This window comes from Frankia sp. CeRuru1, from assembly GCF_977966315.1.
The window spans coordinates 19,747-35,386 of sequence record NZ_CDWWEW010000009.1; the positions used below are offsets into that span (position 1 = coordinate 19,747).

Below are 15,640 nucleotides of genomic sequence, written 5' to 3' on the forward strand. Positions count from 1 at the left end.
TGAGCGTGCTCTAGACCGGACGGTCCCGCTCGGCGTTCTCGGCGATAGGGAGCGGTACGACTGCGGCGACACGGCGACCTCGGCTAGTGATGTACGTGATCCGGCCGCGCGCCGAAGCGGCGTTGAGCACATCGGCGAACTGGCGGCGAGCGTCGGCAGCAGAGAGTTCCGCGGATTCCTCAGCCATACACTCAATGTACTCCCATGCACGTTCACGTACACTGATGTGCATGCAGCTTCGGTACAGCTTCCGCTTGTACCCGAGCGCCGGTCAGCGCGAGTCGCTGGCGCGGGCGTTCGGGTGCGCGCGGGTGGTGTACAACGACGGCCTGCGCGCCCGGGAGACCGCCCGCACGGCGGGGTTGCCGTTCCCGAAGACCGGGGACCTGTCCAAGCTGCTGATCACCGAGGCGAAGAAGACCCCGCAACGGGCGTGGCTCGCCGACGTGTCTGCTGTGATCCTTCAGCAGTCCCTACGGGATCTGGACACGGCCTACCGGAACTTCTTCGACGGGCTGAAAGGGAAACGCCCCCGGATGGGTGCGCCCCAGTACAAGTCGAAGCGGGACACTCGACAGTCGGTCCGGTTCACCGCGAACGCCCGCTGGTCGCTCACCCCCGGCGGGAAACTACGGCTCCCGAAGATCGGGGATGTCGACGTGCGCTGGTCACGCCGGCTGCCGTCCACCCCGTCCACCGTGACGGTGATCAAGGACGGTGCGGGCCGGTACTTCGCGAGCTTCGTCGTGGAGACCGGACTGGAGGAACCGCACCCGCCGACCACGTCCGAGATCGGCATCGACCTCGGGCTGACGCATTTCGCGGTCCTCTCGGACGGCACGAAGGTCACGTCGCCGAAGTTCCTGCGCCGGGCCGAGAAGCGGCTCAAAAGAGCGCAGCGGAACCTGTCCCGCAAGAAGAAGGGCTCCCGCAACCGGGAGAAGGCCCGGGTCAAGGTCGCCCGTGCCCACGCCCGTGTGGCCGACGCGCGGCGCGAGTTCCACCACCAGCTTTCCACGAAGGTGATCCGCGCGAACCAAGCGGTTGCCGTGGAGGACCTGGCGGTCAAGGGTCTCGCCCGTACCCGGCTGGCGAAGTCGGTGCACGACGCTGGATGGTCGGCGTTCGTCGGCATGCTGGAGTACAAGGCCGCCCGGTACGGCCGGCGGTTCGCCCGGATCGGCCGGTTCGAGCCAACGTCGCAGGTCTGTTCGGTCTGCGGGGTGAAGGACGGCCCGAAGCCGCTGCACGTCCGCGAATGGACGTGCAGGGCCTGCGGGTCGGTGCTGGACAGGGATGTGAATGCGGCGGTCAACGTCGCACTGGCCGCCGGACTGGCGGTGTCAGCCCGTGGAGCGCGGGTAAGACCGGCATCCGTGCCGGCACCGCGCGGCGAAGCGGGAACCCACCCGAAGCCCACGCCCACAGCGGCGTAGCAGGCGGGAATCTCCGCCCTTCAAGGCGGAGAGGATGTCAACAGTGACACTACTGACGCGCGTCTGTCTGTACCTGCTGCGGGGGTGATGTTGCTGGCTGTCGGACGGCGCTTGACGATTGCGACGGTGGCGGTATCGCTGATGATACCATTCTGGGCATGGCTATGACATTGCGCTTGACGGACGCCGAGACGGACGCGTTGCGGCGCCGCTCCGAGCTGGAGCAGCGGTCGATGCAGGAGGTCGCCCGGCAGGCGATCCGGGAGTACATCGAGGCGCACAGCCGTGCGGAGCTGCTGGACCGGGTGTTGGACGAGGAGCTTCCGCGGTACGCCGAGGCGCTCCGCCGGCTCGGCGAATGATCTATCTGACGCTGCCCGAGCTGCTTCACGTCGCCGAACGGACGCTCGGAGCCGAGCCCCAGGTCCGAGATTATGGCCTGCTCGAATCCGCGCTGGCCCGACCGCGGGCGACCGTCTTCGGTCACGACGCGTACCCCACCCTCGACGGCAAGGCCGCTGCGCTGCTGCACTCTCTCGCCCGTAACCATGCGCTCGTCGACGGGAACAAACGCCTCGCTCTCGCCGCGCTCATCGTCTTCTATGGTCTTAACGGTCGCCGTCTGACGCTGACCAACGAGGGCGCCTACGACCTGGTGATCAGCGTCGCGGCGGGGGCGTGCGATTCTGTCGAGGAGATCACCAGGATTCTCGCGGAGGCGAGCGAACCCGGTCGATGAGAGTCGCCTCGTGGCAGCCGTTCAATGCGTCATGACCATGACGGCAGATGCGTCACGATCAAGCCGGCAGATGCGTCACGCGACCAAGAAAATATATGCTGTGAGCTGCGTCGATACCGCTATAATGATCGAACTCTGAAGTGGTGAGACCGGACAGGCGGGGGTGGTCGTGGAGCCGCGCCAGCTGAGCCTTGAGCTCTTGTCGAGATCCGCGTCGGTCCCGCGATTGGCTTGATCTTCAGGCGTGATGGACCGGGGGACCGCGGATGTTCGGCCATCACGCCATTGGCGCGGTCTCACTCCTCGACCAGGGCGTCGTCTCCCATCACGCCGCGCAGGCTGACGATGGCCTGCTCGAGCGCGTCGATCGTGATCTCGCGGTCGGGCGCGCTCACTTCTCCCATGGCCTCCTCGGCGAGTTCTGACCAGGCCTGCTCAATGGCGGGTACCAGCGCCTGGCCCGCATCCGTCACCACGATGCGCACCTGGCGGCGGTCGGTGGCGACCGGCTCGCGCCGGAAGTACCCGGTCTTCTCGAGTCGCGCAAGGCTGCGGGTCGCGGTTGGCGGCTCGACGCCGAGCCGGGCCGCCAGCTCCGAAATCGTCATCCCGCCGCGATCTTGGGCCAGGTGCCACAGCAGCACGTCCTGGCCGGGGTGGAGCCCGAGCGCGGCGAATCGGCGCGCCCTCGCGGCGCGGTAGAGCTTGCCCATCTTGGTCAGCGCCCGATTGAGGCGCATGGCTTCGCCTGCGTCCACGCTGGCCATCGTATATTTACATAGTCGGCTAACATATAGCTGGCTAACAGGTGTTCGGCTAATCGTTTAGGAGGATGATCATGGATCTTGGGTTCGAGGGTCGGATCGTGTTGGTCACGGGGGCGTCAGGTGCGATCGGCGCCGCGGTCGCCAGGTTGTTCGCGCATGAGGGTGCCTACGTCGGCGTGGGCTGGCATCACAACGAAGAGGGTGCCCGGCGCCTCGTCGACGCGATCGTCCGTACGGGCGGGAAGGGGGTGGCGGTGCGGCTGGACCAGCGGGACCACGGCTCGGTCGAGGCCGCGGTGGGTGAGGTGCGGACCACGCTCGGGGAGATCATGGTCCTGGTCGCGAACGCGGTCGCATGGCCGACGGGGCCGACCGAGACGTGGGAGAGCCTCACCGACAGCCTCACCGCAAACGTCACCGGGACGATGGCAGTGGTCGGCGCCGTGCTGCCCGGCATGAGGAACGCCGGGTGGGGCCGGCTGGTGCTGGTGTCCTCGGACCTCGTCGAGCAGCCGCTGCCTGCGGCGGTCTCCTACCCCGCGGCGAAGGGAGCGCTCGAGACCGCGGCCCGGGTGCTCGCGGCGCGAGAGGCGCGGTACGGCATCCTCACGAACGTCGTACGGCCCGGCTTCACCCTGACCGATCGGGCGCTGAGTGCACCGTGGCTCGGCCAGAAGGCCGTGGATGCTGAGGCAGCGAAGACGCCGACCGGCCGCATCTGCACGCCCGAGGACGTCGCCTCCGCCGTCGCCTACCTTGGGTCGGCCGCCAACAGTCACATCAACGGCGAGGTGCTGTCGGTGACGGGTGGACGGCACCTTACCCGTTAGGACCCCGCGCGTTCTTGCCGAACCGCTCAGCCGCCTCCAAGATCGCATCTTGCATTGCGGAACTGCCGGTATGGCCTGAGCCGTCGATTACCTTCAGCTCCGCGCCCGGCCATGCCTTGGCGAGCTCCCAGGCGGTCTTGAGCGGGCTGCTCAGGTCGAGTCGGCCGTGAATCAGCACCCCTGGGATCCCGGCGAGCCGGTGTATGTCGCGCAGCAGCTGGCCGTCCTCAAGCCAGGCGTCATGCGCGAAGTAGTGCACGCAGATCCGGACGAAGGCCATCATCGCGTCGTCGGCTTTGGCACTGTACTGGCCCGGCGTGCCGAGCGTTTCGTGGGCGATGACGGCGTCTTCCCAAGCGCACCAGGCCCGCGCTGCCTTGACCCGGACTGCCTCGTCCGGGCTGGTGAGCAGCCGGTTGTAGGCGGCTACAAGATTGCCATCCCGGTCGTCTGCCGGCAGCCCGTCGCGGAATGCCTCCCAGGGGGCTGGTAGCAGGCGGCCGACGCCGCGGTAGAGCCAGTCGATCTCTTCGGGCCGGGTCATGGTGACTCCGACGATGATGATCTCGGAGACTCGTTCGGGGTGGCGCTCGGCATAGGTGAGGATCAGTGTCGAGCCCCACGAGCCGCCGTAGAGGAGCCACCGGTCGATGCCCAGGTGCTCGCGTAGCCGTTCCATGTCGGCGATGAGGTGCTCGGTGGTGTTGTGCTCCAGGCTGACGGTCGGGTCGGAGGCGTGCGGCCGGCTTTCACCGCAGCCGCGCTGGTCGAACAGGACGATCCGGTAGACCTCGGGGTCGAACATTCGGCGGCTGCCGCGGCGCCCGCCGCTGCCGGGGCCACCGTGCACCCACAATGCCGGCTTCCCGGCTGGGTTGCCGCTGGTCTCCCAGTAGATCTGGTTGCCCTCGCCGACCTCGAGGAGGCCGTGCGCATACGGGTCGATGGGTGGGAACGACTGCCGCATCTGCTGCCCTTCGGAAGGGAAGACGGGAACCTGCGAGATCGTCGGTGGCTGAAGCGACTACCGTCCTGGCCGGCCAGCCTTCGCCGGATCCTCACCTGCCTGATCCCGTTCCGCCTCCTGCAGCAGGTCTGGCAGGCCTGGACCACCACCCCGATGCCTCACCTACTCCGCGAACTGATCGACATGCTCGCCGCCGGACACCGGCGCTGTCTCTACCTACCCAGTAGATCACAAACTATGAACTATCGATCACAATAAATCGCCGTCGGTTACGTCGGAGATTACTGCGATTCACGTCATTGGTGAAATGATTAGAGCCCGGCGGCGAGGGTATCTCTGGCTCGCAATCCAGTGGGGAACTTCCCCGAGGAGATGGCGGTGCGACACTGGAGGGGGCGGAAATGGCGCTCAGGAAAAGCCCGAAGTATTTTCTGATGATTGTGATCGTTGCGCTCGGGACAATTTTGTCTGCGGCTCCCTCGATGGCTTCTCCGCCGAGAAGCTCGCCCGGTGCGGCCCAGCGCAGTGATGTACATTGTTATTGGCGCCATATAAGCGGTCACTGGGTCTGGAAGAATGGACACCGGACCTGGATTCCTCCGCACACGGTCAGGGTCTGTCGCTGAGATTCAAATCAAACAGACATCGATCGCAAGAATCCTTGGCGGTCGGTGAGGAGATCTTTTAGAGATGAGTATTCCGTCCTCGTGCGCTCGCGCGGGGACGGAACGCCAAGCCTCGGATGCCCGTTACAACCCCAGCGCCGGATCAGCTTTCGGCGGGGGGGATGTTGGGGTTGAGCCGGAATCGGTTCTCCGGGTCATAGGTGCGCTTCACTCGCCGCAGCCGCTCGACGTTGCGCCCCCAGGCCCGTGCCCGGTCGGCGTCGTCGAGATCCGCGTCGCCGCCGAAGTTGAGGTAAGTGCCCGATGCGGACCGAAGCCTGACGGCCTCGCCGTAGGCATTGCGCACCCAGCGGATGTTTGCGTCGTCTTCGGCGGGGTCCAGCCAGTTTCCGTCGATGCTCAGCAGGTACCGAGCGCTGCGGTCACCGAACGCGGTTTCGGTTGTCCCTACACGTGACATGGCGCCTCCCAGGAGAGGCAGGTGCACCATCGTCGTCGGGTGCGGGCGGTCGTGGCTGATGCGCGCCACGAACGTGGTCGCGTCCTCATCGAGTCTGTCCAGGTAGACGGACTTCCAGTAGCTCTGGAGTCCGCCCTTGGGGAAGAAGGGATCGAGGGAGGATTGCGCTGTCCGGTACGACAGGGCCTGGCTCATGTCGGCAAGCGGCGTGCCAAACTCGGAAAGCGCCCGGCACGCTCGCTGACCCTCGTCCGGGGCGCCGGCATACAGGGCGGCCGTGATGAGCACGTCGCGGTTGTGCACGGCGGGCGGGAGCGTCGGTGCATCCGGCAGCGACCACAGGAGGGCACGGCTGGTGACCTCGTCAGGGACGGTGGACGTCCAGTCCTGCCAGCGGGGAAGCACCTCGGTAACGGCGTCGATCGGGTGGACGATCATGCTGTTCCAGACCATCGGGCCCAACGGATAGGCCTCGAACTCGAAGGACACCACCACACCGAAGTTGCCGCCCCCGCCACGCAACGCCCAGAACAGGTCCTCATGTTCGGTCCCGTCGCACCGTATGATCTTGCCGCTGGCTGTCACGACCTCGGCGGCGCGCAGCGCATCACAGGCCAGACCGTATTTGCGGTGGAGCCAGCCGATTCCGCCACCGAGTGTCAGACCCGCGACGCCCGTGGTTGACACGACCCCGCCAGGTACCGCGAGCCCATACAGCTGCGTCTCACGGTCGACGTCGCCCCAGGTCGCACCACCCGCCACTCGCACACGTCGCTGATCCGGGTCGACCCAGACACCCCGCATCATCGACAGATCGATCATCAAACTGTCGTCGGCCGTGCAGGTCCCGGCGATGCTGTGGCCGCCGCCGCGGACAGCGACGAGTAGATCCCGCCTGTGGGCGAGGCTGACGGCGTCGACGACGTCGGCGGTCCCGGTGCATCGGATGATCAGACCAGGTCTGCGGTCGAGCATGGCGTTCTGGACGACCCGGATGTCGTTATACCCCAGGTCGTCCGACGTCAGAACCTGCCCGCGGAAGATCGTGCGGATCTCCTCGACCGTCTCGTCCGAGAGCGTCTGCCGTTCGCCATCCAGCGTGAGTATCTGTGCCGACATTGAGCGATCTCCCCTCAGCGCTTGCCGATGTCTCCGGTGGGCATCGGTCTGCGTTACTCGCTTCTACAGGGTGACGCCACGGCTGGATCGTCGCAAAATAACCGGTGGGAGCTGCGTCATTTTCTTGATGTGGACGATCACGAAATTCCCCAGCCGTGAGGGGCTGACGGTCACGTAATTCCTCACTCCGATCATGTAATTCCCTGGGAGTGCGTGTCGGGTTTGGGCTGGTCCGCCGGTCGGAGGGGGCTTTGTGCACCCAGCCAGCACCAATGCGAACCTGAACCTGTAGGTCACCCCTGAAGGGGAGTGCCACGAAGACTGCCGGCAACCGGTCCTGTCGTGGGGTCCCGCGCCTGCCTGCTGCGGATGTTGTGTTCGGACCCGGAGTGCTTCTACTGGCCCCGTTCACCTGGAGGCGGGTTCTCCTCCGACTCGCCGGGTCGGCCCTCGGCATTCCTACGGTCGTCGCTGCCGGAACCATTGCAGATTGGGCACTTGTTCGCTGGAATGCTGTGCTTGCATTGTGGTGGCAGACTCGGCATGCCTCTTGTGGACATTAATTCTCACCTCACGTGGCCGATGTACGGTTCCGTAGCGCCCGGTTAGCGTGTTCGTCCCGCAGGATGACAGTCAGTTCGGCGAGTGCGGCCAATATTGCCACTCCGAACCCGGCCCACCGCCATCCCGTCTCTGCGCCGGACAGCGGCGTGCCTGCGGAATAGGAAGCTGGCGGTGTCATGATAATGGCAACGCCTACGGCGAGCAAAACAATGCCGGCGTTGTAGGTGCGCTGGCAACGCCGGTACCATCGTGGCCAGGTTTCCATGTCGGCCCGTTGGACCTGAGCGCGTGCATGCTCGTCGACGTCGGGATCGAGATCCGAGATGCGGCCCCAGGCTTCCACGTCCTGCTTGCTGTAGAGCACGGCGCGTCCGTGGAAGCCGAACTGCACGCACGCGACGAAGGCCACACCAGCTACTACCATGGCCAGCATCGCCGCGCCTGGCCACCGAAGCGATGTGGGTGCCTGCGCGATGACGCCGAGGAGGGTCAGGGAGAACCCAGCGAGTAGCGGCGCGGCGACACCGACCTTGGTGTCGAAGGCGGCTGGCTGGCCGAAGTCACCGGGCCCGGACCATCGTGGCCCCGGGTTTCGACCAGAGGCTGGTGAATCGGGGCTGGGTGGCGATGGCGGGGGAGCGTCGGTGGCTGACATACCTGGACTCTGCCCTCGATGGTTCCGCCGCGCTGGCTCTTCTGCGCCTGACAGCGTACAACGCCGTGGGATGGCCCGATGTGAAAGCTCTGCGGAGAGTAGATACTCCTGCCGTCGAGGCGGGGGACGGGGAGTGTGAGTGGTGAGTTTCGCCCGTCGCCGCTGGTTCGACCTTCTCTGCCGAGACGTGCTTCAGCTGGCCGGCTCGTCGGCAGGCGTGAGCCACGCGTATGTGCCGGTGCGTCATCGGCCACTTCTGGGAGCGGCTGCCGTGGTGGCGTGGATCTGCCGGAGCGCGAGCATCGCCATGACCACCTCGCAGATTGTGGAGCGTCTAGTGGCATCCGGGGCTCTTGGGGACCTCGGGCAGGCGGAGACGGCGAACCTGGTCCGCCAGGTCCGGGTGGAGTGGGGCAAGCGGGGACTTCCGATCGCCGACTGGTGGAGCCCAGACCAGCTGCTGGGAGCGATGTTGTTCTATCTCGCTCCGCGGATCGCGTTCGAGCGCGGAGCGGAGGAGGCCCGGCGGCACCTTCGCATGGTCTTCGGGCTGACCGACGAGCGCGTCATCGCAGCCATGGTGGCGGAACCATGGGACCCGATTCCGCACCCTGTCAGCCCGCCCCAGATGGAGATCGATGCGCCAGGTGGGCAGGTGGGCGGCCTAGCGTTCCTCGCCTGCCTTGCCCGTCGTCCGGAGCTGCTGCGGCATTCGGTGAAGGCGCGTGAGAACTCGCTTCTTGGCGATGGCCGAACAGCGCGCTCGGGCGACTGGCAGCTCGGCGAGCGTGACCGGGAAGCGGACGAGTGGCTTGTGGAAGGTCAGACGTCCCTGGTGATGTGGGGTGCACTGCACCAGCTGCTCAGCACCTGGCCCGATGAGGGGTCGAACGCCGACCTCGTCGAGGTCGGCCCGCAACAACTGGCCGAGGCGAGGTCGATCGCAGCCGAGACGTGGCGTCGCTGCCGGCGGTGGCTGGCCGACCTGACCGAACCCGAGCAGACGCTCCTGCGTAGCCAGGATTCAAGATCGTTGCGCCGTCGGCGCTGGCTCGACGCGCACCTCCACACCTACCACTGGCTCTACCAGGCGCGGGACAGCGTCCCCGACAGCACGGTGACAGGGGCGCCTTCCACGGTTCCCGGCTGGGTCGCCACGGAGGTCTTCGACCTCGGGGCCCGCGTTCTGAGGCGAGCGGCTGGTCCGATCGAATTCTGGGGCGTGGTTCTTGAAAGCGACGAGGAGGAAGCCGAGGCCACCCTGCTTAGCGACGGATTTGCCGGGATAACCGTGGATAGCGCGGATGGGCGCGTCGTTATCTACATAGCAGTCGGACGCGGTGAGTGGCAAAACGCGATGCTCGCACCCTTCTATTACCATCTGGATGAGCCGTACGGCGCGGTCCAGCTTCTCGTTGCTTCCCTCGTCGGCGTACGGCTCGATTATTATCGGCTACGTGACGAACGGGAACTGGTGCATCTGGCGGGGGCGCTTATCAGGCTTCCTGGTGAAGCGCTGCGGCCGCTCCTCGACCAGGTTGACGAAACACTGCTGCGCGTCGAGGAAAGCGATCCCGACGTCTCGCCGCTGTTCTCTCTTTCTCTCGCACCTGACCCGGTGCCCTTCATGTTCATCGGTGCAGATCGCGCCAAGTCGGAGGAGATCCTTTTCGATCTCGATCTTTCGACTGAGAACGAACACCAGATGCGCGCCGTCCAGGAGGCTCGCAGTGTTCTGGCAGCCGCAGAGGAGAAAAGGGTCGCCGTCGAGACGGACGGCCATAGCGACGCCGTGATTCTTTCGGATGTGGCACGCGCGCGAACCATCTACCGGCGACGCCGACAGGAGGCGCACGGCGGGCAGCGCGGCCACAACCTTGCCGATCTCACTGCCGGCGTCGTTGGGCCAGGCCGGGCCTTCGTTCATCTCGCCGAGATCGGCGACGACCTCACCTGCCTGGTCACTGTTCATGACAGGGAAGAGCCGCAGGTGAGGAAGGTCGGCCTCGGGCAGGTCGGCGTGGCTCGGCTCCGGAACGTCTGCGGACTCTGGCTGGATCAGCAGAAGGAGGCGTCCTTGGAGAAGCGAGCAGCAGTCCTCGACGCCGTCCTCGACTGGGTGGCCGATGAACTGATCTCTCCGCTCGTCGAGGCGGTGGGCAACGAAATCCACCACCTGGTGCTCTCGCCCAGCCGCCTTCTGGAACCGATACCGATCCATGCCTGCCGGATTGGCGGGGGCACGCTCGACGATCTCTACCGAGTCAGCTATGCGCCGAGCGCTGCTGTTATCCGGGCCCTCGCGGCGAGGCAGGAGGGTCCACACGATCTTGATCTCGTGGTGGCCGCGAGCGGGGCCGACGCCCCGGTGGATCTCGGAGTAGAGGTTCTCGACGGCCCGGGCCAAGAGGCACGCGCACTTTCCATGATCGCGCCCGAAGCCCGGCTGCTGGAGGGATCCTCAGCCCGGCCCGCCACGGTACTCGACGCGGTCGCGGATGCCCACGTCGCGCACATCGCCGCACACGGCTGGTCCCGTCCCGATGCACTTGCCAGCGGCCTGTGGCTGGCCGGCGGCACCCGAGGTCAGTCGCTGCTCTCCGCTGCTCGCGTCCATGCCGGTCCGCCTCTGACGAAGACGTCACTGGTCGTCCTGTCCGCCTGCGAGACGGCGCGTCACCCGGTGGCCGGGCAGGCGACTCAGGCGTGGCGCGGCCTCGACAGCGCTTTCCTGGCCCGTGGCGCACGCGCCGTTGTCAGCACTCTCTGGGAGATCGATGACGTCGCGGCGCTCGTCTACGGTGTCACGTTCCACCGTTACCTCAGTTCCGGAAGCGACATCACCGATGCCCACAGCAAGGCTGTCGCGGGGCTGCGGAACGGCATCGACGACCTCCGCAGCCAGGACATCCTCGATCAGGTACGCCCCTCGTGGCGGACCGATCTCACGGCCATCGACAGCAGCCGTGCGATCGTGTGGTCGAGCTACCGGCTGTCGGGAGTGTGCTGGCCGCGGAGCGGCTCCTCGGCCTGACCGCTCGCCGCTGGCGCCTGGCGTGGCCGCCGGGGGTGCGGGCGCAGCCCACACCGGTCCGCCAGCGCGTCGGTGGTCGGGATCCGGGTGCCGCGCATCGGACTGTCGGACCGTTCCAGTAGCGTTAGTCGGCTGTCTATCGGGAGGTCGGTCGTGCTGCTGGAGGGACTCAAGCCAGGGCTGCGCGTCGACGGGCTCATCCCCGCCGAGGTCATCACGGTCATTGCCGCGCAATGGCACGGTTCCGACGCGCTCGAACTGACCTACAAGACCACCGCCGGCGGCCTCGGCCAGCAGGTCGTGTTCCGCAAGGACCAGGACAAGCTCAGCGTCGCCCAGACCGGCAGCCGCGCCTTCGATGCCAACGCCAGCGACTTCAAGCTCGTGGCCGAGGCGCAGCGCATCTCGCTGGCCGGGCTCTTCGACCCGATGCTCGCCGTCGCCACCAGTGACGTGCAGCCCCTTCCGCACCAGATCCGCGCGGTGTACGGCGAGCTGCTCCCGCGCACCCCGCTGCGCTTCCTGCTCGCCGACGACCCCGGCGCCGGCAAGACGATCATGGCTGGGCTCTATATCAAGGAGCTGCTGCTGCGCGACGACGTGAAGCAGTGCCTCATCGTCGCGCCCGGCGGGCTCGTGGAGCAGTGGCAGGACGAGCTCTTCTTCAAGTTCGGCCTCCGCTTCGATCTGCTGACCAACCAGCTCATCGACTCCCAGGTCAACCTCAACGTCTTCGAGACCAACCCGCTCCTCATCGCACGAATGGATCAGCTCTCCCGCAACGAGCAGCTCCGGGCCCAGCTCAGGGAGACCGAGTGGGATCTGATCGTCGTCGACGAGGCTCACCGCATGGGCGCCCACTACTTCGGCGGCAAGTTGGAGAAGACCAAGCGCTTCCAGCTCGGGGAGCTCCTCGGCGAGATCACCCGCCACCTGCTGCTGATGACCGCGACCCCGCACTCGGGCAAGGAGGAGGACTTCCAGCTCTTCCTCACCCTGCTCGACAGGGACCGGTTCGAGGGCCGGCAGAAGAAGACCACGGACACCAGCGGGATCATGCGCCGCCTGGTCAAGGAGGAGCTGCTTACCTTCGAGGGCAAGAACCTCTTCCCCGAACGTGTCGCCGAGACCGTTCCCTACGAGCTGACCGCGTTGGAGTACGCCCTCTACGCGGACGTCACCCACTACGTCCGCGAGGGGATGAACCGGGCCGACCGGCTCGGCGGCAAGCGCAAGAACACCGTCGGCTTCGCGCTCACCGTTCTCCAGCGGAGACTCGCCTCCAGCCCGGAGGCGATCTACAAGAGCCTCGTCCGCCGTTCCGAGCGCCTGGAGCGCAAACGGCAGGAGATCCTCAACGGCACCTACCGCGAGTCCGAGCCGACCGTCGACCTGGGCGAGATCGACGAGGACGGGTACAACGCCGAGGAGATCGAGGAGCTGGAGGAGGACCTGCTCGACGCCGCCACCGCAGCGCAGACCGTCGAGGAACTCAACGCCGAGCTGATCGAGCTGGCCGAGCTGGTGAAGACCGCCAAGCTCGTCCGCGACGCCGGCACCGACCGCAAGTGGACCGAGCTGTCGAACATCCTCCAGGACGAGGTGCTGACCGCCGACGCCAACGGTTGGCCGCGCAAGCTCATCATCTTCACCGAGCACCGCGATACCCTCGACTACCTCCGGGCCAGGATCGGCTCGCTGCTCGGCAAGCCCGACGCGGTCAGGGCGATCCACGGCGGCGTCCGCCGCGGCGAGCGTCGCCAGATCACCGAGGAATTCACCAAGAACCGCGACGTCCAGATCCTCCTGGCGACCGACGCGGCCGGGGAGGGCCTCAACCTCCAGGCTGCCCATCTGATGGTCAACTACGACCTGCCGTGGAATCCCAACCGCCTCGAGCAGCGCTTCGGCCGCATCCACCGCATCGGCCAGGACAAGATCTGCCGACTGTGGAACCTCGTGGCCTCCAATACGCGGGAGGGTGAAGTCTTCACCCGTTTACTGGCCAAGCTCGACCAGATGCGCCAGGATTACGGCGGCAAGGTCTTCGACGTCCTCGGTGAAGCCTTCACCGAGACCCCGCTGCGCGACCTCCTGCTCGACGCCATCCAGTACGGCGAGCGCCCCGACGTGAAGGCGAAGATGCACGAGGTCATCGACGCCAGCGTCGGCGATGGCCTCAAGGACCTGCTCGACGAGCGGGCGCTCGCCTCAGAGCACCTCGCCGAGGCCGACCTCCAGCGGCTCCGCGCAGCGATGGATGAGGCCCGGGCCAAGAGGCTCCAGCCGCACTACGTCGAGCTGGCGTTCAAGGCGGCCTTCACCCGTCTCGGTGGCCGGATCGCCAGGCGTGAGCGGGGGCGCTACGAGATCGCGAACGTGCCCCAGCATCTTCGCTCGGCCGGCAAGGGGCCGATCGCGACGAGGTACGACCGCGCCACCTTCGACCTTGCCCACGTCCAGCCCGACGGACTCGCTCGGGCTGACCTGCTCGCGCCCGGCCACCCGCTCCACGACGCGGTCATGGACGAGACTGTCCGGCAGTTCGGCGGCGCGCTGAACCAGGGCACCGTGCTCGTCTCCTCGACCCTCGAAGAGCCACACCTGCTCGTGGGCGTCGTCGAGGAGGTCGCCGATGCCACCGGAGAGTCTGTCGCGCGCCGTTTCGGCTACGCCTATGTCGACAGCTACGGCACCGTCAGCCCCGCTGGTCCTGCGCCGTACCTGGACTGCGTCGCCGCTCCCGCCAGCCCGGCGACCGACGCCGCACGTGCCCTTCCGTGGCTTGCCGAGGCCGAGGACAAAGCCACGAGCTGGATCATCGCCAACCGGCTCCCCGAGTACCTCGCCGAGGTCCAGCCCCGCCGGCTGGCGGAGTTGACGAAAGCCCGTGACCTGGTCACGAAGCGACTTACCGCAGAGAGCGAGCGCCTGCTGTTCGAGGCGGCGATCACCTCGGAGAATGAGCAGAAGGGCGAGAAGCCCAAGGAGTCGTCGGAGAGCCTCAACCGCAAGGCGGTCGAGCTCGACAGCCGGCTCCGCAAGCGCCTGGAGCTGCTCGACCAGCAGCAGCTCATGTCCACCAAGCCACCCCGCCTCGTCACCGCCGCCCTCGTGCTGCCCGTCAGCCTGTTCGAAGACGAACTGCCGCCGTCCGCGCCGATGCACGCCAAGGAGACCAAGGAGGTCGAGCGCCGCGGCGTCGACCTGGTCCTGGCGCGCGAGCGAGAACTCGGCCGCCAGCCCGTCGAGCAGGCGTTCAACAACCCCGGCTTCGACATCCTGTCGACCGACACCAACGGCGATACCTACCGCATCGAGGTCAAGGCCCGCGTCGACGGCGCCACCGACTTCTTCGTCACCCACAACGAGCTGATGACCGGCAAGAACGCCGTTCCGCGCTACCGGCTCGCCCTCGTCCGCGTCGACCCACGCGGGGCGCAGTACGACGAGGTCCGCTACCTCGCCGACCCCTTCGCCACCACCGATCTCGGCGACTTCGACGCCACCGGCCTCCGTGGCAACTGGACCAGGACGTGGGCCAAGGGAAGGACGCCGTTCTAACACCGCTGCACCCGTTTGCCCTGAACGTGTAGGGACCCGCCGCTATGTTCAGTTACGACGCTGGGTGGCCACCCGGGTCGGGAGCGTAGAGGGGCGGGTTCGTGGTGCGGACGCGGAAGCTGATCGAGGTGGCGCTTCCGCTGGAGGCGATCAACCGGGAGTCGGCCCGCGAGAAGTCCATCCGGCACGGACACCCCTCCACGCTGCACCTGTGGTGGGCACGGCGCCCGCTCGCGGCGGCCCGAGCGGTCCTCTTCGCCCAGCTCGTCGACGACCCGAGTGCGCGGCCCGAGGAGTTCCCCACCGAGGAACTGCAACGCAAGGAGCGGGATCGTCTGCACCACCTCATCAAGCGACTCGTCGTCTGGGAGAACACCCGAGACGAGAAGCTCCTGAGGGAGGCCCACGAGGAGATCCTGAAGTCCACGAACGGCAACCCGCCGCCGATCCTGGACCCCTTCGCCGGCGGCGGCACCATCCCCCTGGAGGCCCAGCGGCTCGGCCTGGAGGCCCACGCCTCCGACCTCAATCCTGTCGCCGTCCTCATCAACAAGGCGCTCATCGAGATCCCCCCGAAGTTCCGCGACCAGCCCCCCGTCTACCCCGGCCTGTCCGACTCCGAGATCCGCGCCTGGAAGGGCGCCGAGGGTCTGGCCGCCGACGTGCGTGCCTACGGTGCCTGGATGCGCGAGGAGGCCGAGAAGCGCATCGGCCACCTCTACCCCGAGGCCCCCCTCCCCGGCGGCACCAAGGCCACGGTCATCGCCTGGATCTGGGCCCGTACCGTCACCTGCCCCAACCCCGCCTGCGGCATCGAGATGCCCCTGGTCCGCTCCTGGTGGCTGGGCAAGAAGAAAGGTAAGGAGGCGTACGTCGTCC

The 15,640-nt window shown here is 66.9% G+C and carries 12 protein-coding genes; 7 read left to right on the top strand and 5 right to left on the bottom strand.

The window, feature by feature from the left end:
- Positions 1–10: 10 nt before the first annotated feature.
- The gene (locus tag AC08OP_RS01555) at positions 11–232 is read right to left on the bottom strand and encodes a type II toxin-antitoxin system prevent-host-death family antitoxin (RefSeq protein WP_476612558.1); all 222 of its coding nucleotides are present in this window, start codon (positions 230–232) and stop codon (positions 11–13) included.
- Here AC08OP_RS01555 and AC08OP_RS01560 point away from each other — a divergent pair.
- The 3 genes from AC08OP_RS01560 (at position 225) to AC08OP_RS01570 (ending at position 2,175) form a co-directional block, all read left to right on the top strand.
- Positions 225–1,436 (top strand): RNA-guided endonuclease InsQ/TnpB family protein, encoded by a 1,212-nt coding sequence (locus tag AC08OP_RS01560; protein WP_476612559.1) that lies wholly within the window; start codon positions 225–227, stop codon positions 1,434–1,436. The genes AC08OP_RS01555 and AC08OP_RS01560 overlap by 8 nt on opposite strands.
- A 158-nt stretch (positions 1,437–1,594) precedes the next feature.
- Complete coding sequence (locus tag AC08OP_RS01565) at positions 1,595–1,798, top strand: ribbon-helix-helix protein, CopG family (RefSeq protein ID WP_476612560.1); 204 nt, start codon at positions 1,595–1,597, stop codon at positions 1,796–1,798.
- Positions 1,795–2,175, top strand: coding sequence for a type II toxin-antitoxin system death-on-curing family toxin (locus AC08OP_RS01570; RefSeq protein ID WP_476612561.1), 381 nt, complete (start codon positions 1,795–1,797; stop codon positions 2,173–2,175). The genes AC08OP_RS01565 and AC08OP_RS01570 overlap by 4 nt, the downstream gene beginning before the upstream one ends.
- Before the next feature lie 296 nt (positions 2,176–2,471).
- Here the strand turns inward: AC08OP_RS01570 and AC08OP_RS01575 are convergent, their stop codons facing one another.
- Positions 2,472–2,942, bottom strand: coding sequence for a MarR family winged helix-turn-helix transcriptional regulator (locus AC08OP_RS01575; protein WP_476612562.1), 471 nt, complete (start codon positions 2,940–2,942; stop codon positions 2,472–2,474).
- A gap of 71 nt (positions 2,943–3,013) precedes the next feature.
- Here AC08OP_RS01575 and AC08OP_RS01580 point away from each other — a divergent pair, with 71 nt between their 5' ends.
- On the top strand, positions 3,014–3,772 hold the full coding sequence (locus tag AC08OP_RS01580; protein WP_476612563.1) for an SDR family NAD(P)-dependent oxidoreductase: 759 nt from the start codon (positions 3,014–3,016) through the stop codon (positions 3,770–3,772).
- Here the strand turns inward: AC08OP_RS01580 and pip are convergent.
- From pip to AC08OP_RS01595, 3 genes are all read right to left on the bottom strand, one after another.
- Complete coding sequence (gene pip / locus AC08OP_RS01585; RefSeq protein ID WP_476612564.1) at positions 3,762–4,739, bottom strand: prolyl aminopeptidase; 978 nt, start codon at positions 4,737–4,739, stop codon at positions 3,762–3,764. The two genes, AC08OP_RS01580 and pip, sit on opposite strands and share 11 nt — an antisense overlap.
- Positions 4,740–5,507: 768 nt before the next feature.
- Entirely contained in the window at positions 5,508–6,944 is a 1,437-nt protein-coding gene (locus AC08OP_RS01590) for an FAD-binding oxidoreductase (protein ID WP_476612565.1), read from the bottom strand.
- Positions 6,945–7,515: 571 nt separating this feature from the next.
- Positions 7,516–7,917, bottom strand: a complete 402-nt coding sequence (locus AC08OP_RS01595) for a hypothetical protein (RefSeq protein ID WP_462185798.1) — start codon at positions 7,915–7,917, stop codon at positions 7,516–7,518.
- A 583-nt stretch (positions 7,918–8,500) separates the two neighbouring features.
- Here AC08OP_RS01595 and AC08OP_RS01600 point away from each other — a divergent pair.
- The 3 genes from AC08OP_RS01600 to AC08OP_RS01610 all read left to right on the top strand — a co-directional run.
- On the top strand, positions 8,501–11,197 hold the full coding sequence (locus AC08OP_RS01600; protein ID WP_476612566.1) for a CHAT domain-containing protein: 2,697 nt from the start codon (positions 8,501–8,503) through the stop codon (positions 11,195–11,197).
- 153 nt (positions 11,198–11,350) lie between these two features.
- Positions 11,351–14,761 (top strand): helicase-related protein, encoded by a 3,411-nt coding sequence (locus AC08OP_RS01605; RefSeq protein ID WP_476612567.1) that lies wholly within the window; start codon positions 11,351–11,353, stop codon positions 14,759–14,761.
- A gap of 101 nt (positions 14,762–14,862) precedes the next feature.
- Positions 14,863–15,640 (top strand): DUF1156 domain-containing protein (locus AC08OP_RS01610; protein ID WP_476612568.1); only part of this gene is annotated, 778 nt, incomplete at its 3' end.